Raw genomic sequence first — 24,152 nt, 5'->3', positions numbered from 1 at the left:
AATTGCAATTGCCGAACTTCCCGGAGATTTCATGACGACCCGACGTCGCCTGCTGTGCGGCATGGCGCTCCTTGCCAGCGCTGCCGCCATCGCCCTGCCCGCCCAAGCCGACATCCGCGTGGGTGTGGTGCTGTCGACCACCGGCCCCGCTGCGGCCATCGGCATCCCGAGCAAGAACACCGTGCAGATGTGGCCGGCGACCATCGGCGGTCAGCGCGCGCAGGTCATCATTCTGGACGACGCATCTGACCCCTCGATGGCGGTGCGCGATGTGCGCAAGCTGATCGCCGAAGACAAGGTGGATGTGATCGTCGGTCCGACGATCGTGCCGACGGCGCTGGCCTCGCTCGATGCCGTGGCCGAAGGTCAGACGCCGATGATCACGCTGGCCGCCTCCGCTTCCATCGTCGAGCCGCAGGACGCCAAGCGCCACTGGGCGTTCAAGATGCCGCAGAACGATTCGCAGATGGCCACGCTCGTCACGCAGCACATGGCGGACAGCGGCGTGCATACCGTCGGTTTTATCGGCTTTACCGATGCGTATGGCGAAAGCTGGTGGCGTGAATTCTCGAAGCTGGCCGAGGTGCGCAAGCTGCGCGTGGTGGCCAACGAGCGCTTTGCGCGCACAGATACCAGCGTGACCGGCCAGATTCTCAAGTTGATGGCCTCCAGGCCCGACGCCATCCTGATTGCCGGGGCCGGCACCCCGGCCGCGTTGCCCCAACGCACGCTGGTCGAGCGCGGCTACAAGGGCCGCATCTATCAGACGCACGGGATCGCCAGCACGGAATTCCTGAAGGTGGGCGGCAAGGACGTCGAAGGCACCCTCTTCCCGACCGGCCCCGTGGTGGTGGCGCGCGAGCTGCCAGCCAGCCATCCGGTACGCAAGGTGGCAGTTGAGTTTGCCGAGCGCTATGAAGCCAAGTATGGCCCCAACACCGTCACGCAATTTGCGGGCGACGCCTGGGGCGCGTGGCAGTTGCTCGACAACGCCACGGCCCGCGCGCTCAAGACCGGCGCCAAGCCTGGCACGCCCGCTTTCCGCGCCGCCCTGCGCGACGCGCTGGAAACCACGCGCGATCTGACTGTGCCCAACGGCGTGCTGAACCTGAATGCCCAGGATCACCAAGGCTTCGACCAACGCTCGCGCGTGATGGGCATCATCAAGAACGGCCGCTTTGCTTACGCTGGCCCGCGCTAATCAAACACGCACAGATCTGCCATGACACGTATCGCCTTCATCGGCCTCGGCAACATGGGCACGCCGATGGTCCAGCACCTCATTGCCGCCGGACACACCGTGCGCGCCTATGTGCGCCGTCCGGAGGCAGCGGACAACGCCCGCGCCATCGGCGCCGAGCCTTGCAGCACCCCCGCCGAGGCTGCACGCGACGCCGAAGTCATTTTCACCAACGTCACCTCCACGGCCGATGTGGAAGGCGTGCTGCTGGGGCCGGACGGCGTCGTCCATGGCGCACCGCGTGGCGCGGTGTGCATTGATCACAGCACGATCTCGGCCGTGGCCACGCGCCGCATGGCCGCCGAGTTGGAAGCGGCGGGCCTGGAGTTCCTGGATGCGCCGGTCTCCGGCGGCACCGCAGGCGCGCAAAAGGCCACGCTATCGATCATGGTGGGCGGCAAGACCGAGGTGCTGGAACGCGTGCGCCCGCTGCTGCAACTGCTGGGCACCACCATCACGCACGTCGGCGACCACGGCGCCGGCCAGGTCGCCAAGGCCTGCAACCAGATCGTGCAGGTCATCAACATCCAGGGCATTGCCGAGGCCATGCTGTTTGCACGCGCCCAGGGCACCGCCCCGTCGCGCGTGCTGGCTGCCATCGGCCCGGGCTTTGCGGGCAGCCGCATGCTCGACATGATGGGCCCGAAGATGGCCGAGCGTAACTTTGCCGCCGGCATCGAAGCACGCCTGCACGACAAGGATTTCGGCCTCGTGCGCGAGATCGCCCAGGAACTCGGCCTGCAGATGCCGGCGATGGAGCTGGTGGCTTCGCAGCTCAATACGCTGGTCGCCAATGGCTGGGGGTATGACGATACGGCATCGCTGCTGCGCGTGCTGGAGCAGCAGAACAATCAGCAGGCGGATTGAGCATTGCCCGGCCGCCTTGTTCGGATGGCCGAACTTCTGGCATAATTGCCGGCTCATCAGCACCTGCCCGAGTGGTGAAATTGGTAGACGCAGGGGACTCAAAATCCCCCGCCGCAAGGCGTGCCGGTTCGATTCCGGCCTCGGGCACCAGAATTCAAGCCGCTTCTGTTCACGCAGAAGCGGCTTTTTCATTGGCCATTCGCCAACCCAATTGCAGCCGGCAACACGCCCCGCCTGGCGTGGGATAATGCGGGTTTTGCCCCGGGCGCGGCTCAAGAGGTTGATCGCACGGGCATGAGGGCCTGTATCCGCGTGGCCCGCTCCCCATTTCGAACCTTCTTCAGTACCCACAATGCCCGCATACCGTTCCAAAACCTCCACCGCCGGCCGCAACATGGCGGGGGCACGCTCGCTCTGGCGCGCCACCGGCATGAAAGATGAAGACTTCCAGAAGCCGATCATCGCGGTGGTCAACTCGTTCACCCAGTTCGTGCCCGGCCACGTGCACCTGAAAGACCTGGGCCAGCTCGTCGCGCGCGAGATCGAAGCCGCGGGCGGCGTCGCCAAGGAATTCAACACGATTGCCGTGGATGACGGCATCGCCATGGGCCACGACGGCATGCTGTATTCGCTGCCCAGCCGCGACATCATTGCCGACTCGGTCGAATACATGGTCAACGCGCACTGCGCCGACGCCATGGTGTGCATCTCGAACTGCGACAAGATCACCCCGGGCATGCTGATGGCCGCCATGCGCCTGAACATTCCGGTGATCTTCGTCTCGGGCGGCCCGATGGAAGCGGGCAAGACGCGCCTGGCCAACCCCGTCACCAAGGCCATCGAGATCAAGAAGCTCGACCTGATCGACGCGATGGTGATCGCGGCCGACAGCAAGTATTCCGATGAGGAAGTGGCGGAAGTCGAGCGCTCGGCTTGCCCGACCTGCGGTTCGTGCTCGGGCATGTTCACGGCCAACTCGATGAACTGCCTGACCGAAGCCCTGGGCCTGTCGCTGCCGGGCAACGGCACCGTGGTCGCCACGCACGCAGACCGCGAACAGCTCTTCAAGCGCGCCGGCCGCCGCATCGTTGAACTAGCCCGCCAATACTACGAACAGGAAGACGAGCGCGTGCTGCCGCGCTCGGTCGGCTTCAAGGCATTTGAAAATGCGATGACGCTGGACATCGCGATGGGCGGCTCGACCAACACGATCCTTCACCTGCTGGCGATTGCACAGGAAGCCGAAATCGACTTCACGATGACGGATATCGACCGCCTTTCGCGCGTCGTGCCGCAGCTGTGCAAGGTCGCACCGAACACGAACAAGTACCACATCGAAGACGTGCACCGCGCAGGCGGCATCATGGCCATCCTGGGCGAACTGGACCGTGCCGGCAAGCTGCACACCGATGCACCAACCGTGCACGCGCCCACGATGAAGGATGCGCTGGACCAGTGGGACATCGTCCGCACGTCGGACGAAGCCGTGCAGACGTTCTATCGTGCCGGCCCGGCCGGTATCCCGACGCAGGTCGCGTTCAGCCAGAACACGCGCTGGCCGAGCCTGGACCTGGACCGCGCCGAGGGCTGCATCCGCTCGAACGAGCATGCGTTCTCGAAGGAAGGCGGCCTGGCCGTGCTAAGGGGCAACATCGCGCTGGACGGCTGCGTGGTGAAGACCGCTGGCGTGGATGAAAGCATCCTCGTGTTCGAAGGCACAGCACACGTGACGGAATCGCAGGACGAAGCGGTCGAAAACATCCTCGCCGACAAGGTCAAGGCTGGCGACGTGGTGGTCGTGCGCTACGAAGGCCCGAAGGGCGGCCCCGGCATGCAGGAGATGCTGTACCCGACGAGCTACATCAAGTCCAAGGGCCTGGGCAAAGCCTGTGCCCTGCTGACGGACGGCCGCTTCTCGGGCGGCACGTCGGGCCTGTCGATCGGCCACTGCTCGCCGGAAGCGGCGGCGGGCGGCGCGATTGGGCTGGTGCGTAACGGCGACAAGATCCGCATCGACATCCCCAACCGCACGATCAACGTGCTGGTGTCGGACGAAGAACTTGCACGCCGCCGCGAAGAGCAGAACGCCAGGGGCTGGAAGCCCGCGCAGCCGCGTCCGCGCAAGGTATCGGCCGCGCTCAAGGCCTACGCAAAACTGGTCATGTCGGCGGACAAGGGCGCCGTGCGCGACCTGTCGCAACTGGACGACTGATGCGCGGCGGGCCATGCGCCCGAGTGATGCAAAAAAAGCCGCTCTTCGGAGCGGCTTTTCTATTGCGCCGGCTGCGCAACGTTCAATCCCACTGCGACGCAAGCCCATCGGGTGACACCTCGCGGCCGTTGCGCTCAAGCGCGGCAATCTGCGCCATGTCGTCGGCAGTCAGTTGCAGTGTTTGCGCACGCAGGTTGCTCGCAAGGTTCTCCCGCTTGGTCGACGATGGGATCACCGAATAGCCGAGCTGCATCGCCCAGGCCAGCGCGACTTGCGCCGGCGTTGCCTCATACCGCTGTGCAATCGCGCCGATCACCGGATCGCCCAACACCTTGCCGTAAGCAAGCGTCATGTACGACGTGACGTGGATGCCCTCGCGCTGTAGGAAATCGACGAGCTTGCGGTTCTGCAGATACGGGCTCAGCTCGATCTGGTTGGTGGCGATGGCGTCTTTGCCAACCACCGCAATCGCCTGTTGCGTCAGGGCGATGTTGAAATTCGAGACGCCGATCTCGCGCGTCAAACCCCGGGCCTTGGCATCGGCCAGCGCGCTCATGAATTCTTCGAGCGACACGCCGTTGTTAGGTGCGGGCCAGTGGATCAGCGTGAGGTCGACGTAGTCGGTGCGCAGCTTGGTGAGGCTGTCTTCGAGGCTCGCCGCGAGCTTGCCTCGGGCGTAGTTGTCGACCCAGATCTTGGTGGTCAGGAACAGGTCTTCGCGGCACGCGCCGGAGCCGGCAATTGCCTCGCCCACCTCCGCTTCATTGCCATAGATTTGCGCAGTGTCGATTGCGCGGTAGCCGAGTTCGAGGCCGTTGCGAACCGAATCGATGACAACCTGGCCCTTCAGGCGAAACGTGCCGAGGCCGAAGGCGGGAATCTTGTTCATCTTGTGCTCCAAAGGGAAACCGGATCAGGGGTTCATGGCCAGGCGCGTCCGACGCTGAACAACGTGCAGACCAACCAGCGCGAGACCTGCCGCCGCAATCACTGCGCCGACAATCGGCACGGCCGCATAGCCCAGGCCTGCAGAGATGGCCGCGCCGCCCGCTGCTGCGCCGAGCGCGTTGCCGAGGTTGAACGCGCCCACGTTGACCGACGATGCGAGCCCCGGCGCCTCAGCTGCGGCACGCATCACGCGCATCTGCAGCGGCGGCACGACCGCGAAGGTGGCAATGCCCCATACCAGCAGCGCGGCGGCCGCACCCGCGTGCGTCTTGGCGAGTACAGGGAAGGCGAGCATCGTCACGATCAGCAGCAACAGAAAGCCGATCAGGCTGCCGTCGAGCGAGCGATCGGCCAAGCGGCCGCCGGCGATGTTGCCAATCGAAAAACCGATGCCGATCAGCACCAGCATCGCCGTCACGAACGCTGGCGAGGCGCCGGTCAGTTCGGCGAGCGTCGGGGCGACGTACGTGTAGAGCGTGAACATCGCGCCCGCACCGAGCACCGTAGTGGCAAGCGCGCCCAGCACAACGGGACGCGTCAGCACGGCGAGTTCGGCACGCAGGTTGGGCATCTTGCCGGCATCGCCCTTCGGCAGCGCGGCGAACAGGCCCGCGATTGCGATCAGGCCCAGGCTGGCCGTGGCGGCAAACGACATGCGCCAGCCGATCATCTGTCCAAGCCACGTCGCGGCCGGCACACCGCCGACGTTGGCGATCGTCAGGCCCATGAACATCGTGGCCACGGCGCTGGCCTGCTTCTCGCGCGGCACGAGGCTGGCGGCAACGACCGAACCCAGCCCGAAGAACGCGCCGTGGTTGAGGCTGGTGACGAGCCGCGCGAGCAGCAGGGTCGTGTAATCCGGCGCAACGGCTGACAGCAGGTTGCCGATGGTGAAGATGCTCATCAGCGCGATCAGCGCCTTACGCCGCGGCCAGCGTGCGAGCAGCAACGTCATGATCGGCGCACCGACCATCACGCCGATCGCGTAGGCGCTGATCAGCATGCCGGCCTGCGGAATCGATACATGCACGCCGTCGGCAATGACAGGCAGCAAGCCCATCGGCGAGAACTCGGTGGTGCCGATACCGAAGGCACCTGCGGCAAGCGCGAGCAGCGGCAGCGTCGCGCTGCTGCGTGTGGTCTCGGCGGAAGTGGGGGTGGGGTTCATGCGGTGTACTCCAAAGCAGAGGAATGGAAAGCGGGCAGGACCTCTGCCGCGATTTCCGCAAACGTTTCGGCAAGCGGGCGACGATTCCGGCGGAAATGCAGCCCGATATGCTGAACACCCGCCTCGCGCATCGCTGCCAGCTCTTCGGACAGTGCGATGCGCCCGGCGCGTGCGCCAAAGCGATGGCGTTGCAGCGGCTCGTGCGGGTCATCCGCCAGATCGAGGTGGATGAAGCTCACGTAGGGCTTGTCGCCCGCAACGGCACGCCATGCGGCGGCGCGTTGCGCGTGGTCGGCCGGCGTGCCCGGATAGGCGAGGCAACCGTCCATGTGTGTGCCGATCCAGGTCGGCGTCTGTTGCGCGAGGCCCGCCACCAGCAGCGGGAGCGGCGCGCGCATGGCCGGCAGAACCTCCACGCCGATGGGCAAGCTGCCGCGCGCGCTGTCACGCAAAAGCGCGATCTGGTCACGGAAGCTTGCACCGCGCGATTCGAAATCGCGGCCGAACAGCGGATATTCCACGGGCCGGTCTCCGCTCGCCACGCCGAGCAACAGACGACCGCCGCTCAACTCCTGGATGCTTGCGGCCGATTTGAGCGTCAGCAGCGGCTCGCGCAGCGGCAGAACAACGGCGGCGGTGCCGAGCAGAATGTTGCGCGTGATGCCGGCTAGGTAGCCCAGATACGAGAACGCTTCGAACACCTGCGCAGCATCGCCGAATGCGGGGTCGTACACCGGCACATCGCGCACCCACAGGGCACGAAAGCCGAGCGAATCCGCGAGTTGCGCGAGGGCTGCGTGGTGTTCGATATCGGGCACACCGTGGCGGCGCCCATCGCGCAGCCGCTTGGCATCGCCAGCGGGGGACCAATCGTTGTCGAGTGGCAACTCGATGCCGATGGTGAAGCCGCCGTGAGTCAGTTTGTCGAGTGTGGGAGGCATGGTTGTGATCGGGTCAAAAGGCGCTAACGGCGAAGCGTTCGCTATCAGCGCAATGAGCATGGACCGCAGTGTGCGTGCGCCACCTTTGCAGAAAAACCCGCCCGTCGACGAAACAGTCTTGATTGGCAATCAACAATCCGTGCAACTCAGAACGCACTCCAGGTTGGCAATACAGCAACATGGCAGGCCTCTCCAAATATGTCACACTGTGATATATTCCAGCCCGAACCTTTTGATTCCGCCATGTCCACCCGCGCCCGACCTCTGTCCAAGCAGGATTTCGAGAGCCTCTCTGATTTCCGCTACCACTTGCGCCGCTTCCTGCGCGCCTCTGAAGATCTGATCCACGCCAAGGGCATCACGCCGCTGCAGTATCAGTTGCTGCTGCACGTGAAAGGCTATGCCGGGCGCGAATGGGCCACCGTCGGCGAACTGGCCGAGCGCCTGCAGGCCGCGCCGCATGGCACGGCGGCACTCATCACACGCTGCGAAGAAGCGGGCCTGGTCGAACGCCGCCAGAGCGACACCGACGCACGCCAGGTGGAAGTGCATCTCTCCAGGAAGGGTGACCAACTTGTTGCGCTGCTGGCCGGGCTGCACCAGAGCGAGCTGTCAACCTTCAGCCGCGCTTTCAAGATCCCCCACCTCGATCACCCCGCCGAACCATCCGCCGAGCAGTAACGTCATGCAAACCCTTGAACACCAACAGCATCGGCGCGACTTTGCGACCGACACCACGCTGTTCCGCACCACTGCGCTGGCGGTTGTCATCGCTGCGTTTGCCACGTTGGCAGCCGTGGTGCTGCTCAACCTGATCCGCTTCTTCACCAACCTGTTCTTTTTCCAGACGCTGTCGCTGGCGGATCGCTCGCCGGCCACCAACACGCTCGGCGCCTGGGTGATTGCGGTACCGCTCATCGGCGGGCTGATCGTCGGGCTGATGGCGCGCTTCGGCTCGGAGAAGATTCGTGGCCACGGCATTCCCGAGGCCATCGAAGCCATCCTGTTCGGCAAGAGCAAGATGTCCCCGAAGGTGGCGGTGCTCAAGCCGCTGTCCTCGGGCATCGTGATCGGCAGCGGCGGCCCGTTTGGCGCGGAAGGCCCGATCATCATGACGGGCGGCGCGATCGGCTCGCTGTTCGCGCAGTTCTTCAAGCTGACGGCCGCCGAGCGCAAGACGCTGCTGGTGGCCGGTGCTACGGCGGGCATGACGGCCGTGTTCGGCACGCCGGTGGCCGCGCTGCTGCTGGCGGTGGAACTGCTGCTGTTCGAATGGCGCCCGCGCAGCATGCTGCCCGTGGCGGTAGCGTGCGCGGTGGCGGGCTTCCTGCGTGTAATGGTGCTGGAACCCGGCCCCCTCTTCCCGCTGGAAACCGCACCGGCGACGCTGCCAGCGCTGGGCTCGTGCGTGGTCGCCGGGTTGCTGTGCGGCGCGCTGGCACGCTCGCTGTCGATGGCGCTGTACAAAACTGAAGACCTGTTCGGCCGCCTGCCGATCCACTGGATGTGGTGGCCGGCCATCGGTGGCCTGGTGGTTGGCATTGGCGGCTATTTCGAGCCGCGTGCGCTCGGGGTCGGCTACGACGTCATCGGCGATTTGCTGCACAACCATCTCGCCATCCGCGTGGCGCTGGCGCTGCTGGTGGTCAAGGCCGTCATCTGGGTGATCGCGCTGGGTTCCGGCACGTCCGGCGGTGTGCTTGCTCCGCTGCTGATGATGGGCGCCGGCTTGGGGGTGCTGATCGGGCCCGTGCTGCCGGGGGGTGACCCGGGCTTGTGGCCGCTGGTGTGCATGGCGGCCATGCTGGCCGGTGTGCTGGGCGCCCCGCTCACGGCCATCGTCTTCGCCTTCGGGCTTACCCACGATGTGAACGCGCTGCTGCCGATTCTGCTGGCGGTGGCGGTGTCCTACGGCTTTGTCGTGCTGACCATGCCGCGTTCGATCATGACCGAGAAGATCGCACGCCGCGGCTTCCACATCTATCGCGAATACGCCGTCGACCCGCTCGAGCGTCACGCCGTGGATGAGGTGATGACGCGTTCGGTGCAGACCATCGACGCACAGGCCACGCTGGCCGATACGCTCGCCAACCGCTTTGGGGCCAAGCAGGCACACCGCGCGTTTCCGGTGGTGCGAGGTGGCCCGAATGGCGCGTTGATCGGCATGCTCGACCGCGATGCGCTGCTGGCGGGCCAGAAGCGCGGCGCCATCACCGTTGCCGAATTGTTCGGTGCGAATGCCCCCGTGATGGCATTGCCCGGCGAGACCTGCCGCATCGTCGCCACGCGCCTGGCAGTGCATGGGCTGGAGCGGCTGCCGGTGGTGGCCGATTCGCAATCGCGCGCGCTGGTGGGCATTGTCTCGCGCAGCGATCTGGTCAAACCCTCGCTGGCGTTTTTTGATGAGGAGCAACGCCGCGAGCGCTTCCGCCGTGTACCGCTGTCGGGCACGCGCACGCAGCTCGAACTACGCCGCCGCCGCGCTGGACGCGCCGCGCGCTAGTCGCCAGTTTCAGCCGGCCACGTGCCGGTTGCGACCGCTTTCCTTGGCGCGATACAGCGCCAGGTCGGCGCGCTTGAGCATCTCCGACGCGGTATCGCCCGGCCGGCAGACCGTCATGCCCATGCTGACGGTCATCGACAGTCCGGTCGGGAAACTCTCGTCCGTCTCTGCCACCGCAGTACGCAGGCGCTCCGCCACCTCAGTGGCCGTTTCCAGTGTGGTGCGGCCCATCACCATGGCGAATTCCTCGCCGCCCAAACGCCCGACCAGATCACTGCTGCGCAGCACGCTCGTCGCAAGCGACGCAAAGCGCTGCAGCGCCATGTCGCCCACTGCGTGGCCCCATGTGTCATTGATGCGCTTGAAGTGATCCAGATCGGCCAGCACCAGCACGAGCGGTTCGGCGCGGTTGTGGGCTCGCGCGAGCACCGTGTCGAACAGCGCCAGGAAGCGACGCCGCGTCAGCACACCCGTGAGATGGTCGAAATGCGCCTCGTTGGCGAGCGCGCTATTGGTGCGTTGCAGCCGCTGGTTCAAATGGCGCGTTACACGGTGATGCTGCCGCTCGCGCACCAAAGACCACGCCACCAGCACGAACGTCACCAGCACGCTCACGAACAACACGAAGCCGATCGCGCGGTTGCGCGCATGGTTGGCAAGCTGCTGGCCCCACGCAGGCAGCGGCTCGGCCACGACGATGGTGAGGTCCGCACTGGCACTGCGCGACACGGCGAGCGAAGGCATCGCACTGCCCTCACGCCAGGACAGCGTGTCGCGCACCTCGGCCGGCACCCAGCGGGGCACATCGTGATGCGCCTTGGCAGTGGGCTGATAGGGCCACGGCTCGAAGTCGACACGCTGGTAGGCGTTGTACCGGTCGCTGGCACGCATGCGCTGCAGGCGCGCATCCGGCAGGATCTTGCCCACCAGCGACGCGTCGGTCGACAGAATGATCAATCCGTTTGGATCGGTCACCAACGATGTCGGGTGCGACACCCAGTGCTGCAGCCTCGCAAGGCTTACCTTGGTGCCCATCGCCGCGACCAGGTACCCACCAGCGTCATACACCGGTGCAGCGAAGAACAGGCCCGGCACGCCCGTCACCCGGCCCACCGTGAATTGCTCGCCCAGGCCGCCCAGCATCGCCTCCTTCATGTACGGCTGCATGCTCGACTGCACGCCGACGAACGAATCGGCATGACCGGCGTTATTGGCCAGCACCACGTAATTGTGTTGGTTGACAACCCAGACGTAGTCGAGTCCGAGATTGCCGGCGGTCGCGTTCAGGAATGCATCGATGTCGACCACTTCCGGGTGCGACATCGCCTCTTCAGCACGCGAGCCCTGATCCATCAGGTTCCAGCGCCGGGTGTCGACGCGCGCCACGGCACGCGGGATGGCATCGATCTGCGCGAGCGTCTGCGGCAGCGCGCGCAGCAAGGCCACGTCGGCCGTGATCTGGTTCGACATCCCTTCCGCCACCTGCGCAGCCAGCTGGCGCCGCGCATCGACCATCTGCTGCATGTCGCGCGCGCTCATCGAATCCGCCACGAAGCAGGCGGCAAACCATGAGACGCCTACGCCCACCACCGCCGCCGACAGCCAAAGCGCCAACCGCGCAAGGCGCAGCCGGGCGCCGTGCGACGACGTTGCAGGTGCGGGCGCAGGCGCCTTCATGTCAGGCCTCGCTGCTCAGGAAATCCGCCACCGTTGGGTAGCGCAGCGCCACGCGCAACTCGCGCGCTAGCCGCGTGTTGCGAAGCCGGCGCGATTCGCTCATGAACGACAGCAGTGCCGGCTCGATCTGCTGGGCGGCCTCGGCCCGCGAAATGCGCGGTGGCCGCTGCAAGCCGCGCGCGTCGGCCACGGCGTCAAAGTAATCGCCCATGCGCAGCTCCGATGCATCGCTGGCATGCACCACGCGCTGCGGTTTCCCCCGGAACAGCGCGGCAATGACGGCGCGCGCAAGGTCGTCGGCGTGGATGTGGTTGGTGTAGACATCGTCTTCCGGGCGCAAGGCGGGCGTGCCGCGCTCGAGCCGCGCGACAGGCAGCCGGTCGGCTGCATAGATGCCTGGAATGCGCAAAATCGACGTGCGCCAGCCGCCGCCCGCACCGAACCAGCGCACGCGGCGCTCGGCAGCGACACGGCGTTGGGCACGCGCCGTGGTTGGCTTCACCGGGCGGGATTCGTCGACCCAGGCGCCGCCCGCATCGCCGTAGACGCCACTAGTGCTGGCATACACGAACGCGCGCGCTTGGAGGTGAGTTTTCAAGCGGCCAGTGAGGCCACCCGACCTGCGCGCCCGCTCGGGTAAAATGCGACGTTTTGTGGCCCGGGAAACCGGAGCCGGCTGCGTCAGCGCGTGCAGTAGCGCGGCGGTACGCGGATCATCGTTGCCGACAGCGGGCGGCGGTGCCAGATGCAGCACGCGGAGGCTTAAACCTCGCAGGCGGCGCAGCGACGCGGGATCGTCCAGATTGGCGACAATCGGCACGGCGCCGGCTTCGCGCAACGAAGCGCGACCTTCGGGGCGTGAGGTGACGGCAAAGACGCGAAAACGCGTGCGGAGCATCGCCAGGCAGCGTTGTCCGACATCGCCGCAACCGACGATCAACACGCGGGGAAGGCCCAAGCGTAGTGAAGATTTGGATGGCCGAGCGACTGACTGATTCACCATCGGACGTGCTGCCGGATTGACCACCATTGCATGCCCAGACGGGCGACCAGACACTCTTTTCAACATATTCGGATTGTAGTATGGCTTACCAGATCAACGTGCTGCCCAGCGGCCGCCAATTCCAGGCCGAAGACGGCGAGACCATCCTTGCAGCGGCGCTGCGCCAGGGCATCGGCCTGCCATACGGCTGCAAAAACGGCGCGTGCGGTTCGTGCAAGGGCCACGTGCGTGAGGGCTCCATCGTCCAGGGCAACCACTCGCCCAACGCGCTGTCCGCCCAGGAAGCCACCGAAGGCCGTGCGCTGTTCTGCTGCGCCACGCCCGCCACTGACGTCACGATTGAAGTGCGCGAAGTGCATGGCGCCGGCGACGTACCCATCAAGAAGATTCCGTGCCGCGTCGCGTCGCTGGAAAAGGCCGCGCCGGACGTCACCATCGTCAAGCTGCAACTGCCTGCCACCGAGCGTATGCAATTTCTGGCCGGACAGTACGTGGAATTCCTCCTGCGCGACGGCAAGCGCCGCAGCTACTCGATCGCCAACCCGCCCCACGACGAAGGCCCGATCGAGCTGCACATCCGCCACATGCCGGGCGGCGCATTTACCGACTACGTGTTCGGCGCCAAAGAAGGCGCCCCGGCCATGAAGGAGCGTGACATCCTGCGCTTCGAGGGCCCGCTGGGCAGCTTCTTCCTGCGTGAAGAATCCGACAAGCCGATCATCCTGCTGGCCTCGGGCACCGGTTTCGCGCCCATCAAGGCGATCATCGAGCACGCCCAGTTCATCGGCAGCACGCGCCCGATGACGTTGTACTGGGGCGGCCGTCGCCCACAAGACCTGTACATGCACGCCAAGGCTGAAGAATGGGCGCGCACGCTGCCGAACTTCACCTACGTGCCGGTCGTCTCCAACGCCTTGCCGGAAGACGCGTGGACAGGCCGCACCGGCTTCGTTCACCAAGCTGTGATGGCCGATCACCCTGACCTGTCAGGCCACGAGGTCTACGCTTGCGGCGCGCCGGTGGTGATCAACTCGGCCCGCACGGATTTCGCCGCCCAGTGCCGGATGCACCCGGACGCGTTCTTCGCCGATTCCTTCACCTCGGAGGCAGACCTCCACCCGGCCGGCTGACGTTGCACAAATCCAAAGAAGGTCAAAATTTCGTTTTGACTTGACTTGGCATCCGTCTTATTCTTGCGCCTTATGAACCAAGCCCTGCACCTCCGACGCCGCCGTACGTTGCTCCCTCCGGGAAGCCACGCGGCTGTCTGCTGATTGCATATCGGGTTCACAGGATTCGACGATCACAAGGCCACGGGGCAACCCCCGTGGCCTTTGTCTTTTTCCAACTCGCGTTTTTTCGGTTTTTCATCTTCCTGCCGCCTTTTTCTGGAGCTTTGCCATGGCGTTTGCTGACTACCCCGTCCAGTCCCTGATGTACATCACCAATCGGCCCGAGATCGTCTTCACCGAAGGCAAGGGCTCGTGGCTGACGGACCACAACGGCAAGCGATATCTGGACTTCGTGCAAGGCTGGGCCGTCAACTGCCTCGGCCACTCCAATGACGGCATGATCGAAGCGCTGAACGCGCAGGCCAGGAAGCTGATCAACCCGAGCCCGGCGTTCTACAACGAGCCAATGGCCAAGCTGGCCGGCCTGTTGACCGCGCACAGCTGTTTCGACAAGGTGTTCTTCGCCAACAGCGGCGCCGAAGCCAACGAAGGCGCCATCAAGCTCGCTCGCAAGTGGGGCAAGAAGCATAAGAACGGCGCGTTCCAGATCATCACGTTCGACCACAGCTTCCACGGCCGCACGCTCGCCACCATGAGCGCGTCGGGCAAGGCCGGCTGGGACACCATCTTCGCGCCGCAGGTACCGGGCTTCCCGAAAGCCATCCTGAACGACATTGCCTCGGTGGAAGCGCTCATCACCGACGAGACTGTCGGCGTGATGCTTGAGCCGGTGCAAGGCGAAGGCGGCGTGCTGCCGGCCACGCCGGAATTCATGCAGCAGCTGCGCGCGCTGACCAAGAAGCACAAGGTCCTGTTGATCGTTGATGAAGTGCAGGCCGGTTGCGGCCGCTGCGGCACGCTCTTCGCCTACCAGCTCTCGAACATCGAGCCGGACATCATGACGCTGGGCAAGGGTATCGGCGGCGGCGTGCCGCTCTCGGCCCTGCTGTGCACGGATGAAGTTGCCAGCTTCGAGGCCGGCGACCAGGGCGGCACCTACAACGGCAACCCGCTGATGACGGCCGTCGGCTGCTCGGTGATCGAGCAACTCCTGGCCCCGGGCTTCCTGGCCGGCGTGCAAGAACGCGGCGCCTATCTGCGCACGCAACTGCTCAAGCTGAGCGAAGAGTTCGGCCTGGCCGGCGAACGCGGTAACGGCCTGCTGCGCGCGCTGCTGCTCGGCAAGGACATTGGCGGCCAACTGGTGGAAGCCGCCCGCGAGATGAACCCGACGGGCCTGCTGCTGAACGCCCCGCGCCCGAACATCCTGCGCTTCATGCCTGCGCTGAACGTGACGACCGAAGAGATCGACACGATGATCGGCATGCTGCGCACGCTGCTGAAAGCGCACGCCTAAAGCACATCGCATGACCCCGGGGCGGCGCGCAATGCGTCGCCCTTCATCGCTCCATCGCAGTTCCCCCCTTGAGGTTTGCCATGGCCGTGACGCGAGAAGTTTCGGCCACGGGGATCGTGTTGTCTGATGATTCCGCGTGGCTCCCGCTGGACGACATCTACAACTTCCTCTCGCAGGAAACGTATTGGGCCCGCGGCCTGCCACGCGATGTGTTCGACAGATCGATCGCAAATTCGGTGTGCCTTGCCGCTTATCGACTGAACGGCGATGGCTCACATGGCGAGCTTGTTGGTTTTGCGCGTGTCATCACCGATCGTGCAACGTTCGCGTACTTGTGCGATGTGTTCGTGCTGCAGGCTTGGCGTGGGAAAGGTATCTCCCACGCGTTGATGGACTTCCTGCGCGAGCACCCTGACCTGCAGACGCTGCGCCGCACAGTGTTGGTGACAACGGGCGCCGACTGGCTTTATCGCAAGCACGGCTTTACCGATGTGCCGGAGGGCGTCGGGTTCATGCAGTTGCATCGGCCGAACATCTACACGGCGGCATCTGCCTGAAGCGTTGGTCACGCGCAAAGAAAAAGCCCCGCAATTGCGGGGCTTTCTCGTGGTGCTTGAGGGTGCTTACTCGCCCAGGTAGGCGGCACGCACCTTCGGGTCGTCCAGCATCTGCTTGGCATCGCCGCTCATGGTGATGAGACCGGAGTCCATCACGTAGCCGCGGTGCGCTGCCTGCAGCGCCAGGCGCGCGTTCTGCTCAACGAGCAGCACGGTCACGCCTTGCGCCGAGATGTCGCGCACGACCTCGAAGATCTTCTCCACCATGATCGGCGAGAGACCCATCGACGGCTCGTCCAGCAGCAGCAGCTTCGGTTGGCTCATCAGCGCACGCGCCATGGCCAGCATCTGCTGCTCGCCGCCCGACATCGTGCCGGCCAGCTGGTTTGCACGCTCCTTCAGGCGCGGGAAAATGCCGAACATGCGGTCGATATCGGCCTTGATGTTGGCCTCGTCGTTGCGCGTGAAGGCACCCATCTGCAGGTTCTCGACGATGGTCATGCGCGCGAACACGCCGCGGCCTTCCGGCACCATCGCCAGGCCCTGCTTGAGCAGGTTGTAGCTCGGCACGCCCTTGATGGACTTGCCCAGATACTGCACGTCACCGCCGGCCCAGCCCTGCAGGCCGGTGATGGCCTTCATGGTGGTCGTCTTGCCGGCGCCGTTGGCACCGATCAGCGTGACCAGCTCACCTTCGCGAATCTCCAGATCCACGCCCTTGACCGCCTGGATGCCGCCGTACGCGACCTTCAGGCTGTCGATCTTCAACATTACTGGTTTCATATTCCGTTCCTCTGCGTCAGTGCGCTGACGCGCCGAGGTAGGCCTCGATCACGGCGGGGTTGCTCTGCACTTCATGCGGCAGGCCTTGTGCGATTACCTTGCCGTAATCCAGCACGGTCAGGCGGTTGCACAGGCCCATCACCAGCTTCACATCGTGCTCGATGAGCAGGATGGTCTTGCCGTCGGAACGGATCTTGTCGAGCAGGCCACGGAGTTCCACCTTTTCGGTGGCGTTCATGCCGGCGGCCGGTTCGTCCAGGGCCAGCAGCTTGGGCTGCGTGGCCAGGGCACGTGCGATTTCCAGACGACGCTGGTGACCGTACGACAGGTTGCGCGCCGTGTAATTGGCGTACTTGCCGATGCCGACGTAGTCCAGCAGGTCGTGCGCCCAGTCTTCGATCGACTGCTCTTCCTCGCGTGCAGCCTTGGTGCGGAACACCGCGCCGATCAAGCCGGCCTTGGTGCGCACGTGACGGCCGACCATGACGTTTTCTGCCGCGGTCATGTCGCCGAACAAGCGGATGTTCTGGAACGTGCGCGCAATGCCAGCCTTGGCCACTTCGTGCACGGCGGTCGGCTGGTAGGGCGTGCCGGCCAGCACGAACTCGCCTGCGTCAGGCGTGTACAGGCCCGTGATGACGTTGAAGAACGTGGTCTTGCCGGCGCCGTTCGGGCCGATCAAACCGTAGATTTCGCCTTCGCGAATTTCCAGGTTCACGTCGGACAGCGCTTGCAGGCCGCCGAAACGCTTCTGGACTCCTCGGATCGAGAGGAGGACGTTGTTATTGCTCATGTGCGTGCCTCCATCAGATACGGGACAGTCCACCAGCCCGCTGCTTTTGCGGACGGTCTTCCTTGCGCGGCGAGGGCCACAGGCCCGCAGGGCGATACAGCATCACCCCAACCATCGCCAGGCCGAACAGCAACTGACGAAGCACTTCCGCTTCCACGATCACATGGCCGAACAGCTTGTTCTGCACCGGCTCGGCCAGGGCGCGCAGCAGTTCCTGGAAGCCCACCAGCAGAATGCCGCCCAGAATCACACCCGGGATATGGCCCATGCCGCCCAGCACCACGATCGCCAGGATGTAGATCGACTCCCACAGCACGAACGATTCCGGTGACACAAAGCCCTGGAACGACGCGAACATCGCACCAGACACACCACCGAACGACGCACCCATCGCAAAGGCCAGCAGCTTGATGTTGCGGGTGTTGATGCCCATCGCCTTGGCAGCGATTTCATCTTCACGCAGCGCCACCCATGCACGACCAATACGCGAGTTCTGCAGCCGCAGGCACACAATGATGATGATCGCGGCCAGGAACACGAACAGGTAGTAGTACATGTAGACCGAGTCGAAGCGGATGCCGAAGAAATCATGGCGCTTCGAGAAGTCGAACCCGAAGATCTTGACCGGCTCGATCAGGTTGATGCCCTTCGGACCGTTGGTGATGTTCACCGGGCGGTCGAGGTTGTTCATGAAGATCCGGATGATTTCACCAAAGCCCAGCGTCACGATGGCAAGGTAGTCACCGCGCAGCTTCAGCACCGGCGTGCCCAGCAGAATGCCGAACAGCGCCGCCAACCCGGCACCCAGCGGGATCACCCACCAGACAACAAGGTGCAGCCCGTTGGGGAACAGGTTGTGAATCCACTCAAATTGGTTGGACAGGTGCGGCGAACCCAGCAACGCCATCATGTAGGCGCCCACCGCGTAGAACGCGATGTAGCCCAGATCAAGCAGGCCGGCAAAGCCCACTACGATGTTCAGGCCCAGGGCCAGCATGATGTACAGCAGCGCGAAGTCCAGCACGCGCACCCAATAGTTGCCACCTGCGGCACCTACGATGAACGGCGCGAAGATCGCAAGGATCAGGAAGCCGTACAGCGCGGCGCGCGTCTTCATCGGCGCTTTGAAATTTTCTGTCATGGCGCTCCCCTTCTTATGCGCGGTCCGCAACGCGTTCGCCCATGATGCCGGACGGGCGGAACAGCAGCACGCCAATCAGCACGATGAATGCGAACACATCCTGGTAGTTCGAACCGAACACACCGCCAGTCAGATCACCGATATAACCGGCACCCAGTGCTTCGATCAGGCCCAGCAGCATGCCGCCAACCATGGCGCCTGCCAGGTTGCCGATGCCGCCCAGCACTGCGGCGGTAAACGCCTTCAGGCCGGGGATGAAGCCCATGTAGAAGTGAGCATTGCCGTAGTTGGTCGCCATCATCACGCCGGCGACCGCAGCCATGGCAGCGCCGATCATGAAGGTGGCGGAGATCACGAAGTTCGGGTTGACGCCCATCAGGCCTGCCACACGCTGGTTCTCGGCGGTAGCGCGCATGGCGCGGCCGAGCTTGGTGCGGTTGACCAGCAGGATCAGCCCGATCATCACCACGATTGACACCGCGATGATGACGATTTCCTTGCCCGTAATGGTTGCGCCCGTGGAGCCGATATCAATCGGGCTCGAAGGCAGCAGTTGCGGGAAGGTCAGAGGGTTGCGCGACCAGATCATCATCGCGAGTGTCTGCAGCACGATCGACACGCCGATGGCGGTGATCAGCGGCGCCAGACGCGGCGCATTGCGCAGCGGCCGGTAAGCGACACGTTCGATGGTGTAGGCCACGATGGCGCAGACGGGCATTGCAAACAGCAGTGCAAACACCAGCGTGAGCCAGTCAGGCAGATTGGGGAAGTACTTCTGGAGGAAGTTGATGGCAGTCAGGGCAGACATTGCCCCAACCATCAGAACATCGCCGTGGGCGAAGTTGATGATGCCGAGAATACCGTAGACCATGGTGTAGCCAAGTGCGATCAGCGCGTAAATGCTGCCGAGCACCAGACCGTTCACGATCTGCTGGATAAAGATATCCATGAGAACAGCTCCTGCTATGCCTTGCTTTGTTGTAGGCGACGGGATGACGTGCCCGCAAGGTATGCGATCAATCGGATGGGTAAGGTGAGGTTGCTGGTAAGCGGCCTGCCGACACGCCCATGGTGAGGGCCTTGTTTCATTGGCGAGGCTATGAAAAACGGCACCGCAGGGGTAGTCGCGGTGCCGTTTTTAGGGCGGATAACCCTTCGATTACATCTTCACAACGTCAAGAACAGTCTTCTTCTTGTCCTTGTAGTTGTACAGGGTGATGGAACCTTGCTTCAGGTCACCCTTGTCATCGAACGAGATGTTGCCGATCACGCCGTTGTAGTTGGTTGCCGGCATGGCAGCCAGGATCTTGGCCGGATCGGTCGAGTTGGAACGCTTCATCGCGTCGATGATCACGTTGACGGCGTCATACGTGAACGGAGCGTAGATCTGCACCGGCGTGTGGAAACGGTCTTGGTACTTCTTGTCGAAGTCCGCGCCCTTCTCCATCTTCGACAGCGCCAGGCCTGCTTCCGAGCAGACGATGTTGTCGATCGCGTCGCCAGCCAGTTCGGCCACCTTGTCGGTACACACGCCGTCGCCGCCAACGATCTTGGCCGTGATGCCCAGTTCCTTGGCTTGCTTGGCGAACGGGCCGCCGGTGGCGTCCATGCCGCCGTACATGATCACGTCCGGCTTCTTGCCCTTGATCTTGGTCAGAATGGCCTTGAAGTCGGTCGCCTTGTCGTTGGTCGCCTCACGCGCCACGACGTTCACGCCGTCCGCCTTCGCGGTCTTCTCGAACTCGTCGGCCAAGCCCTTACCGTAGGCGGTGGCATCATCAACAATTGCCACGGTCTTGGCGCCCAGGGTCTTGGCGGCGTAGTTCGCCAGTGCCGGCCCTTGCTGCGCGTCGGTCGCGACCACGCGGTAGGTCGTCTTGAAGCCTTGCTTGGTGTAGTCGGGGTTCGTCGACGACGGCGAGATCTGCACGATGCCTGCATCGCTGTAGATCTTCGAGGCCGGGATCGAAACGCCCGAGTTCAGGTGACCAACGACAGCAACAACGTGCTCGTCAACCAGCTTCTGCGCGACGGCGGTGCCGGTCTTCGGGTCGCCTGCATCGTCTTCACCGACCAGTTCCAGCTTGATCTTCTTGCCGTCGATGGTCAGGCCTTCCTTGTTGGCTTCTTCAACGGCCAGGCGTGCACCGTTTTCGTTGTCTTTGCCAAGGTGAGCAATACCGCCCGTGAGCGGAGCCGCGTGACCGATCTTGACGACGGTCTCGCCGCCGCCAGCAGCAGCAGCCGGAGCCGACGTTGCTGCAGGTGCAGCAGCTTGGTCTGCGGGCTTTTCCTCGTTCTTACCGCAAGCTGCTACGAGTGCCACGGCAGCCGCAAGCGGCAGAACTTTGGCAAACTTAATTTGCATGAGTGATCTCCTAGATCTCGCAAGAGCAAGAAGAGCGTCCTGCCTCCCGGCCGCTCCCCCCGCGCCGATTGTTTCAATTTGAAACGCGCGAATTGTATCCCCTTTTATTGCGGATGCAATACGCGTCGCAACAACGATTTTTGCAGTAACTACGCCGCTTTACGGGCTTTCCCCAATGCCCAAACAGGCGTCATTTCGCGCAGGCATTCGCGAACGGCTGATAGGCTTATCAAGAAGTGTGCCAGACTAGGGGAAACCCCCTATTTATGCGGCTTGGCGGGCGTTTTCCACGGTAAATCAAGGCTTCGCCGGTATTGAAGAGGTTTTGCAACGCACAAAACAAAACGGCCACTCCGGGAAGAAGTGGCCGCTGATTCCTCAAAAGCGCTTTATGCACCGCATTAGGGCGCACAGTTTTTGTGCGCTTTTAAGTGGGTATTTACATAAAGGTATTCAATTGATTTGAAGACCCCTCGGAAGGGGGAAGGACATGTTTTCCTGGATGCCGTCGAGCGGACGCACAGTGCGCGCGCCCAGCGCCTTGAGCCGGTCGACGATCGATTGCGCCAGCTCTTCGGGCGCCGAAGCCCCCGCCGTCAGGCCCACGCGGCGCTTGCCGGCCACCCATTCGGGCCGCACCTGTTCAGGTGTATCCACCATATAGGCAGGCACGCCCAGCTTTTCGGCCAGCTCACGCAGGCGGTTCGAGTTCGAGCTGTTCGGGCTACCGACCACGATCACCACTTCCACTTGCGGCGCCATGAACTTCACAGCGTCCTGGCGATTCTGTGTCGCGTAGCAGATGTCCTGCTTCTTCGGCTCGTGCACGGTCGGAAAGCGTGCCTTGATGGCCGCCACGATCTCCTGGGTCTCGTCCACCGACAATGTCGTCTGCGTCACGTAGGCCAGGCGCGTCGGGTCTTTCACCTCAATATGCGCAACGTCGTCGACGGACTCGACCAGCAGCATGCCGTCGTTGGCCTGGCCCATGGTGCCTTCCACCTCGGGATGGCCCTTGTGCCCAATCATGATGATCTCGAAACCCTGCGCACGCATCTTCGAGACTTCCACGTGCACCTTGGTCACCAGCGGGCAGGTCGCATCGAACACGCGCAGGCCGCGCGCCTCCGCCGCCTCGCGCACCGCACGCGATACGCCATGCGCGCTGAAGATGACCGTGCCGCCAACGGGCACATCGTCGAGTTCCTGTACGAACACCGCGCCCTTGTTGCGCAGATCGCCAACGACATAGGCGTTGTGCACGATCTCGTGGCGCACGTAAATGGGTGCCCCAAACAGCTCCAGCGCGCGCTCGACGATCTCGATGGCGCGATCAACGCCGGCGCAGAAACCGCGCGGCTGCGCCAGCAAAACCTCGGCGTCGGCCTGTGTGACAGGATCAATGCGGGGGGCAAGCGGGGCGTTCACAGCGTTACTCATATTAGAGAATGCCGATCAGTTGGACTTCAAACACGATCGTCTGGCCGGCCAGCGGGTGGTTGAAGTCGAACAGCGCGGAGGTTTCGCCGACTTCCTTGAGCACCCCGGCATATTTACCGCCGCTCGGCGCATTGAACTCAACCAGGTCGCCCGGTTGGTAATCCTCTTCAAACGAAGAATTCTCGCGCAGCGTGGCCAGCGACACGCGCTGCAGCAGTTCCGGATTGCGCGGGCCGAACGCATGCTCGGGCGCCAGGCGGAACGTCGTGCGCTCGCCCTCGCGCATACCGAGCAGCGCCTGTTCCAGCGTCGGCGCCATCTGGCCTTGGCCGAGCAGCAGCGTGGCCGGCTTGTCGTCGAAGGTCGTCACGATGTCCGTGTCGTTTTCCAGCGCGATGCGGTAGTGCAGCGTCAGAAAGGAATCCGGGCCAACCACCTTGCCTGCGTCGCTTGGCGCCGCCGCGGACGCCTCGTTCACCAAATTTTGCACGCTTAACCTGCTTGACCAAAAAGTAACCCGTTATTGTACGTCAGCCCTCCCCGCAGCCGCAGGCGCGAAGCCTGCTGCACTCCCGCTGGCAGGGCCTTTCCTCCGTTGATCCCAAACTATGGCAATCGTCGACTGGCCCGCCCACGAGCGGCCGCGTGAAAAACTGCTCGCCCACGGCCCCGCCGCGCTCTCCGATGCGGAACTGCTGGCCATCTTCCTACGCGTGGGGATGCCAGGCAAAAGCGCCGTCGACCTAGCCCGCGAGCTGCTCACGCACTTTGGGTCGCTCGCGCGGCTGTGCCATGCGTCACAACAGGAGTTCTCGTCGATCAACGGCATGGGCCCTGCCAAATACGCGCAACTGCACGCGCTGCTCGAAGTTGGGCGGCGTGCACTAAAAGAGGATTTCACCCAGGGCCAGACCTTTAACTCTCCACAAAGCGTGAAGGATTTTCTGCGCCTGACACTGGGGCACCGCCCGCACGAGGTGTTCGCCTGCTTCTTTCTAGATGTACGACACCGGCTGATCGCCTGGGAAGAACTCTTCCGCGGCACGCTGACGGAAGCCCGCGTCTATCCGCGCGAGATCGCCAAGCGCGCACTACATCACAATGCAGCCGCCGTGATCCTGGCCCACAACCACCCCACCGGCAATACTGAACCCAGCGAAACCGACATCACGCTGACCCGAGAGCTGTGCCGCGCGCTGGCCATGCTCGACGTGATCGTCCTGGATCACATGATCGTTGGTCGCAGCCACGTCTACGGCTTCCTCGAACACGGCAAAATGTAGTGCCGATGCCGCATCGCACGGTGCCCAACAGCAATCCGTCGATCTCGTTGATTTGCCAGCGCTTTTGTGTGTATAATCCGCGTTTCGCTGAAGTCCCACCTCTACAGTGGCGCTGCGCTTGGTTTGGTCCCAGCGCCCGGTCGCAAACTGTAGCCAACGAATTTAGTTAGGAGTGCTCCATGGCACGCGTCTGTCAAGTGACCGGGAAAGCGCCGATGGTCGGCAATAACGTTTCCCACGCAAACAACAAGACCAAGCGCCGTTTTCTGCCGAACCTGCAGAATCGCCGCTTCTGGGTCGAATCCGAAAACCGCTGGGTCAGCCTGCGCGTCTCGAACGCTGGTCTGCGCCTGATCGATAAAAAAGGCATCGACGAAGTGCTCGTGGACCTGCGCGCACGCGGCGAAGTCTAATTAGGAGTTAAACATGGCCAGCAAAGGCGGACGCGACAAGATCAAGCTGGAATCGACCGCAGGTACGGGTCATTTCTACACGACCACCAAGAACAAGCGCACCAAGCCGGAAAAGATGGAGATCATGAAGTTCGATCCCGTCGCCCGCAAGCACGTCGCTTACAAGGAAACCAAGATCAAGTAATCCTCGCGGATTGCGCATCTTGTTTCCGTCGGCATGACCGAC

23 protein-coding genes and 1 tRNA gene are annotated in these 24,152 nt (G+C 63.7%); 12 read left to right on the top strand and 12 right to left on the bottom strand.

Annotated elements, in window-relative coordinates:
• Positions 1-31 precede the first annotated feature (31 nt).
• The 4 genes from DOD19_RS02970 (at position 32) to ilvD (ending at position 4,319) form a co-directional block, all read left to right on the top strand.
• Entirely contained in the window at positions 32-1,201 is a 1,170-nt protein-coding gene (locus DOD19_RS02970; RefSeq protein ID WP_112183915.1) for an ABC transporter substrate-binding protein, read from the top strand.
• Between the two features lie 21 nt (positions 1,202-1,222).
• Positions 1,223-2,107, top strand: a complete 885-nt coding sequence (locus DOD19_RS02965) for an NAD(P)-dependent oxidoreductase (protein WP_112183913.1) — start codon at positions 1,223-1,225, stop codon at positions 2,105-2,107.
• 65 nt (positions 2,108-2,172) lie between these two features.
• A tRNA-Leu gene (locus DOD19_RS02960) sits at positions 2,173-2,257 on the top strand.
• Between the two features lie 202 nt (positions 2,258-2,459).
• On the top strand, positions 2,460-4,319 hold the full coding sequence (gene ilvD, locus DOD19_RS02955) for a dihydroxy-acid dehydratase (RefSeq protein WP_112183911.1): 1,860 nt from the start codon (positions 2,460-2,462) through the stop codon (positions 4,317-4,319).
• Positions 4,320-4,401: 82 nt separating this feature from the next.
• On the opposite strand, the gene dkgB is transcribed toward ilvD, so the two are convergent.
• From dkgB to DOD19_RS02940, 3 genes are read right to left on the bottom strand one after another with little or no spacing between them, the layout of a single operon-like run.
• The gene (gene dkgB / locus DOD19_RS02950) at positions 4,402-5,208 is read right to left on the bottom strand and encodes a 2,5-didehydrogluconate reductase DkgB (RefSeq protein ID WP_112183909.1); all 807 of its coding nucleotides are present in this window, start codon (positions 5,206-5,208) and stop codon (positions 4,402-4,404) included.
• Positions 5,209-5,232: 24 nt separating this feature from the next.
• A complete protein-coding gene (locus DOD19_RS02945; RefSeq protein WP_112183907.1) occupies positions 5,233-6,435 on the bottom strand; it encodes an MFS transporter in 1,203 nt (400 codons plus the stop codon).
• Positions 6,432-7,376, bottom strand: coding sequence for a TIGR03571 family LLM class oxidoreductase (locus DOD19_RS02940; RefSeq protein ID WP_112184311.1), 945 nt, complete (start codon positions 7,374-7,376; stop codon positions 6,432-6,434). The genes DOD19_RS02945 and DOD19_RS02940 overlap by 4 nt, the downstream gene beginning before the upstream one ends.
• Positions 7,377-7,619: 243 nt before the next feature.
• Here DOD19_RS02940 and DOD19_RS02935 point away from each other — a divergent pair, with 243 nt between their 5' ends.
• Together DOD19_RS02935 and DOD19_RS02930 are read left to right on the top strand one after the other, a co-directional pair.
• A complete protein-coding gene (locus DOD19_RS02935; protein WP_024974994.1) occupies positions 7,620-8,057 on the top strand; it encodes a helix-turn-helix domain-containing protein in 438 nt (145 codons plus the stop codon).
• 4 nt (positions 8,058-8,061) lie between these two features.
• Positions 8,062-9,879: a chloride channel protein gene (locus DOD19_RS02930; RefSeq protein WP_112183905.1), complete on the top strand. Its 1,818-nt coding sequence runs from the start codon at positions 8,062-8,064 to the stop codon at positions 9,877-9,879.
• A gap of 9 nt (positions 9,880-9,888) precedes the next feature.
• Here DOD19_RS02930 and DOD19_RS02925 read toward each other — a convergent pair whose 3' ends face one another.
• Complete coding sequence (locus DOD19_RS02925) at positions 9,889-11,556, bottom strand: sensor domain-containing diguanylate cyclase (RefSeq protein WP_112183903.1); 1,668 nt, start codon at positions 11,554-11,556, stop codon at positions 9,889-9,891.
• Between the two features lies 1 nt (position 11,557).
• Positions 11,558-12,559, bottom strand: coding sequence for an NAD-dependent epimerase/dehydratase family protein (locus tag DOD19_RS02920; protein WP_204360024.1), 1,002 nt, complete (start codon positions 12,557-12,559; stop codon positions 11,558-11,560).
• Positions 12,560-12,639: 80 nt separating this feature from the next.
• On the opposite strand from DOD19_RS02920, the gene DOD19_RS02915 reads away from it, so the two are divergent.
• The 3 genes from DOD19_RS02915 to DOD19_RS02905 all read left to right on the top strand — a co-directional run bounded on the left by DOD19_RS02915 (position 12,640) and on the right by DOD19_RS02905 (position 15,705).
• The gene (locus DOD19_RS02915; protein ID WP_024974990.1) at positions 12,640-13,689 is read left to right on the top strand and encodes a CDP-6-deoxy-delta-3,4-glucoseen reductase; all 1,050 of its coding nucleotides are present in this window, start codon (positions 12,640-12,642) and stop codon (positions 13,687-13,689) included.
• A gap of 271 nt (positions 13,690-13,960) precedes the next feature.
• A complete protein-coding gene (locus DOD19_RS02910; RefSeq protein ID WP_112183899.1) occupies positions 13,961-15,148 on the top strand; it encodes an acetylornithine transaminase in 1,188 nt (395 codons plus the stop codon).
• Positions 15,149-15,228: 80 nt separating this feature from the next.
• Positions 15,229-15,705 carry a GNAT family N-acetyltransferase gene (locus DOD19_RS02905; protein WP_024974988.1) on the top strand — a complete coding sequence of 159 codons (477 nt, stop codon included), beginning with the start codon at positions 15,229-15,231 and terminating at the stop codon, positions 15,703-15,705.
• Between the two features lie 66 nt (positions 15,706-15,771).
• Here DOD19_RS02905 and DOD19_RS02900 read toward each other — a convergent pair whose 3' ends face one another.
• The 7 genes from DOD19_RS02900 to DOD19_RS02870 all read right to left on the bottom strand — a co-directional run bounded on the left by DOD19_RS02900 (position 15,772) and on the right by DOD19_RS02870 (position 22,720).
• On the bottom strand, positions 15,772-16,488 hold the full coding sequence (locus DOD19_RS02900; protein WP_009241298.1) for an ABC transporter ATP-binding protein: 717 nt from the start codon (positions 16,486-16,488) through the stop codon (positions 15,772-15,774).
• Between the two features lie 16 nt (positions 16,489-16,504).
• Positions 16,505-17,281 carry an ABC transporter ATP-binding protein gene (locus DOD19_RS02895; RefSeq protein WP_024974987.1) on the bottom strand — a complete coding sequence of 259 codons (777 nt, stop codon included), beginning with the start codon at positions 17,279-17,281 and terminating at the stop codon, positions 16,505-16,507.
• 13 nt (positions 17,282-17,294) lie between these two features.
• Entirely contained in the window at positions 17,295-18,422 is a 1,128-nt protein-coding gene (locus tag DOD19_RS02890; protein ID WP_024974986.1) for an ABC transporter ATP-binding protein, read from the bottom strand.
• Between the two features lie 13 nt (positions 18,423-18,435).
• Positions 18,436-19,371: a branched-chain amino acid ABC transporter permease gene (locus DOD19_RS02885; RefSeq protein ID WP_024974985.1), complete on the bottom strand. Its 936-nt coding sequence runs from the start codon at positions 19,369-19,371 to the stop codon at positions 18,436-18,438.
• Positions 19,372-19,581: 210 nt separating this feature from the next.
• Positions 19,582-20,790, bottom strand: a complete 1,209-nt coding sequence (locus DOD19_RS02880; protein ID WP_112183897.1) for a branched-chain amino acid ABC transporter substrate-binding protein — start codon at positions 20,788-20,790, stop codon at positions 19,582-19,584.
• Between the two features lie 453 nt (positions 20,791-21,243).
• Positions 21,244-22,230: a 4-hydroxy-3-methylbut-2-enyl diphosphate reductase gene (gene ispH, locus DOD19_RS02875; RefSeq protein WP_112183895.1), complete on the bottom strand. Its 987-nt coding sequence runs from the start codon at positions 22,228-22,230 to the stop codon at positions 21,244-21,246.
• 1 nt (position 22,231) lies between these two features.
• Positions 22,232-22,720: a peptidylprolyl isomerase gene (locus DOD19_RS02870; RefSeq protein WP_024974982.1), complete on the bottom strand. Its 489-nt coding sequence runs from the start codon at positions 22,718-22,720 to the stop codon at positions 22,232-22,234.
• A gap of 118 nt (positions 22,721-22,838) precedes the next feature.
• Between DOD19_RS02870 and radC the strand changes: the two genes are divergently transcribed.
• From radC to rpmG, 3 genes are all read left to right on the top strand, one after another.
• Positions 22,839-23,513 (top strand): DNA repair protein RadC, encoded by a 675-nt coding sequence (radC, locus tag DOD19_RS02865; RefSeq protein ID WP_024974981.1) that lies wholly within the window; start codon positions 22,839-22,841, stop codon positions 23,511-23,513.
• A gap of 179 nt (positions 23,514-23,692) precedes the next feature.
• Positions 23,693-23,926: a 50S ribosomal protein L28 gene (gene rpmB / locus DOD19_RS02860; protein WP_004631999.1), complete on the top strand. Its 234-nt coding sequence runs from the start codon at positions 23,693-23,695 to the stop codon at positions 23,924-23,926.
• Positions 23,927-23,939: 13 nt separating this feature from the next.
• Positions 23,940-24,110: a 50S ribosomal protein L33 gene (gene rpmG / locus DOD19_RS02855; protein WP_003262397.1), complete on the top strand. Its 171-nt coding sequence runs from the start codon at positions 23,940-23,942 to the stop codon at positions 24,108-24,110.
• The last annotated feature ends 42 nt before the right edge of the window (positions 24,111-24,152 follow it).

Source organism: Ralstonia sp. GX3-BWBA, from assembly GCF_003290055.1.
In the GTDB taxonomy this organism is placed as follows: Bacteria; Pseudomonadota; Gammaproteobacteria; order Burkholderiales; family Burkholderiaceae; genus Ralstonia; species Ralstonia holmesii.
This window is presented reverse-complemented; position numbering and strand designations above follow the sequence as displayed.

Coding starts and splice junctions, on each gene's coding strand:
- DOD19_RS02970 (WP_112183915.1), top strand. CDS start 32: ATGACGACCCGACGTCGCCTGCTGTGCGGCATGGCGCTCCTTGCCAGC.
- DOD19_RS02920 (WP_204360024.1), bottom strand. CDS start 12,559: ATGGTGAATCAGTCAGTCGCTCGGCCATCCAAATCTTCACTACGCTTG.
- dkgB (WP_112183909.1), bottom strand. CDS start 5,208: ATGAACAAGATTCCCGCCTTCGGCCTCGGCACGTTTCGCCTGAAGGGC.
- radC (WP_024974981.1), top strand. CDS start 22,839: ATGGCAATCGTCGACTGGCCCGCCCACGAGCGGCCGCGTGAAAAACTG.
- rpmB (WP_004631999.1), top strand. CDS start 23,693: ATGGCACGCGTCTGTCAAGTGACCGGGAAAGCGCCGATGGTCGGCAAT.
- ilvD (WP_112183911.1), top strand. CDS start 2,460: ATGCCCGCATACCGTTCCAAAACCTCCACCGCCGGCCGCAACATGGCG.
- DOD19_RS02905 (WP_024974988.1), top strand. CDS start 15,229: ATGGCCGTGACGCGAGAAGTTTCGGCCACGGGGATCGTGTTGTCTGAT.
- DOD19_RS02965 (WP_112183913.1), top strand. CDS start 1,223: ATGACACGTATCGCCTTCATCGGCCTCGGCAACATGGGCACGCCGATG.
- DOD19_RS02940 (WP_112184311.1), bottom strand. CDS start 7,376: ATGCCTCCCACACTCGACAAACTGACTCACGGCGGCTTCACCATCGGC.
- rpmG (WP_003262397.1), top strand. CDS start 23,940: ATGGCCAGCAAAGGCGGACGCGACAAGATCAAGCTGGAATCGACCGCA.
- DOD19_RS02925 (WP_112183903.1), bottom strand. CDS start 11,556: ATGAAGGCGCCTGCGCCCGCACCTGCAACGTCGTCGCACGGCGCCCGG.
- DOD19_RS02945 (WP_112183907.1), bottom strand. CDS start 6,435: ATGAACCCCACCCCCACTTCCGCCGAGACCACACGCAGCAGCGCGACG.
- DOD19_RS02910 (WP_112183899.1), top strand. CDS start 13,961: ATGGCGTTTGCTGACTACCCCGTCCAGTCCCTGATGTACATCACCAAT.
- DOD19_RS02900 (WP_009241298.1), bottom strand. CDS start 16,488: ATGAAACCAGTAATGTTGAAGATCGACAGCCTGAAGGTCGCGTACGGC.
- DOD19_RS02880 (WP_112183897.1), bottom strand. CDS start 20,790: ATGCAAATTAAGTTTGCCAAAGTTCTGCCGCTTGCGGCTGCCGTGGCA.
- DOD19_RS02895 (WP_024974987.1), bottom strand. CDS start 17,281: ATGAGCAATAACAACGTCCTCCTCTCGATCCGAGGAGTCCAGAAGCGT.
- ispH (WP_112183895.1), bottom strand. CDS start 22,230: ATGAGTAACGCTGTGAACGCCCCGCTTGCCCCCCGCATTGATCCTGTC.
- DOD19_RS02890 (WP_024974986.1), bottom strand. CDS start 18,422: ATGACAGAAAATTTCAAAGCGCCGATGAAGACGCGCGCCGCGCTGTAC.
- DOD19_RS02915 (WP_024974990.1), top strand. CDS start 12,640: ATGGCTTACCAGATCAACGTGCTGCCCAGCGGCCGCCAATTCCAGGCC.
- DOD19_RS02930 (WP_112183905.1), top strand. CDS start 8,062: ATGCAAACCCTTGAACACCAACAGCATCGGCGCGACTTTGCGACCGAC.
- DOD19_RS02885 (WP_024974985.1), bottom strand. CDS start 19,371: ATGGATATCTTTATCCAGCAGATCGTGAACGGTCTGGTGCTCGGCAGC.
- DOD19_RS02935 (WP_024974994.1), top strand. CDS start 7,620: ATGTCCACCCGCGCCCGACCTCTGTCCAAGCAGGATTTCGAGAGCCTC.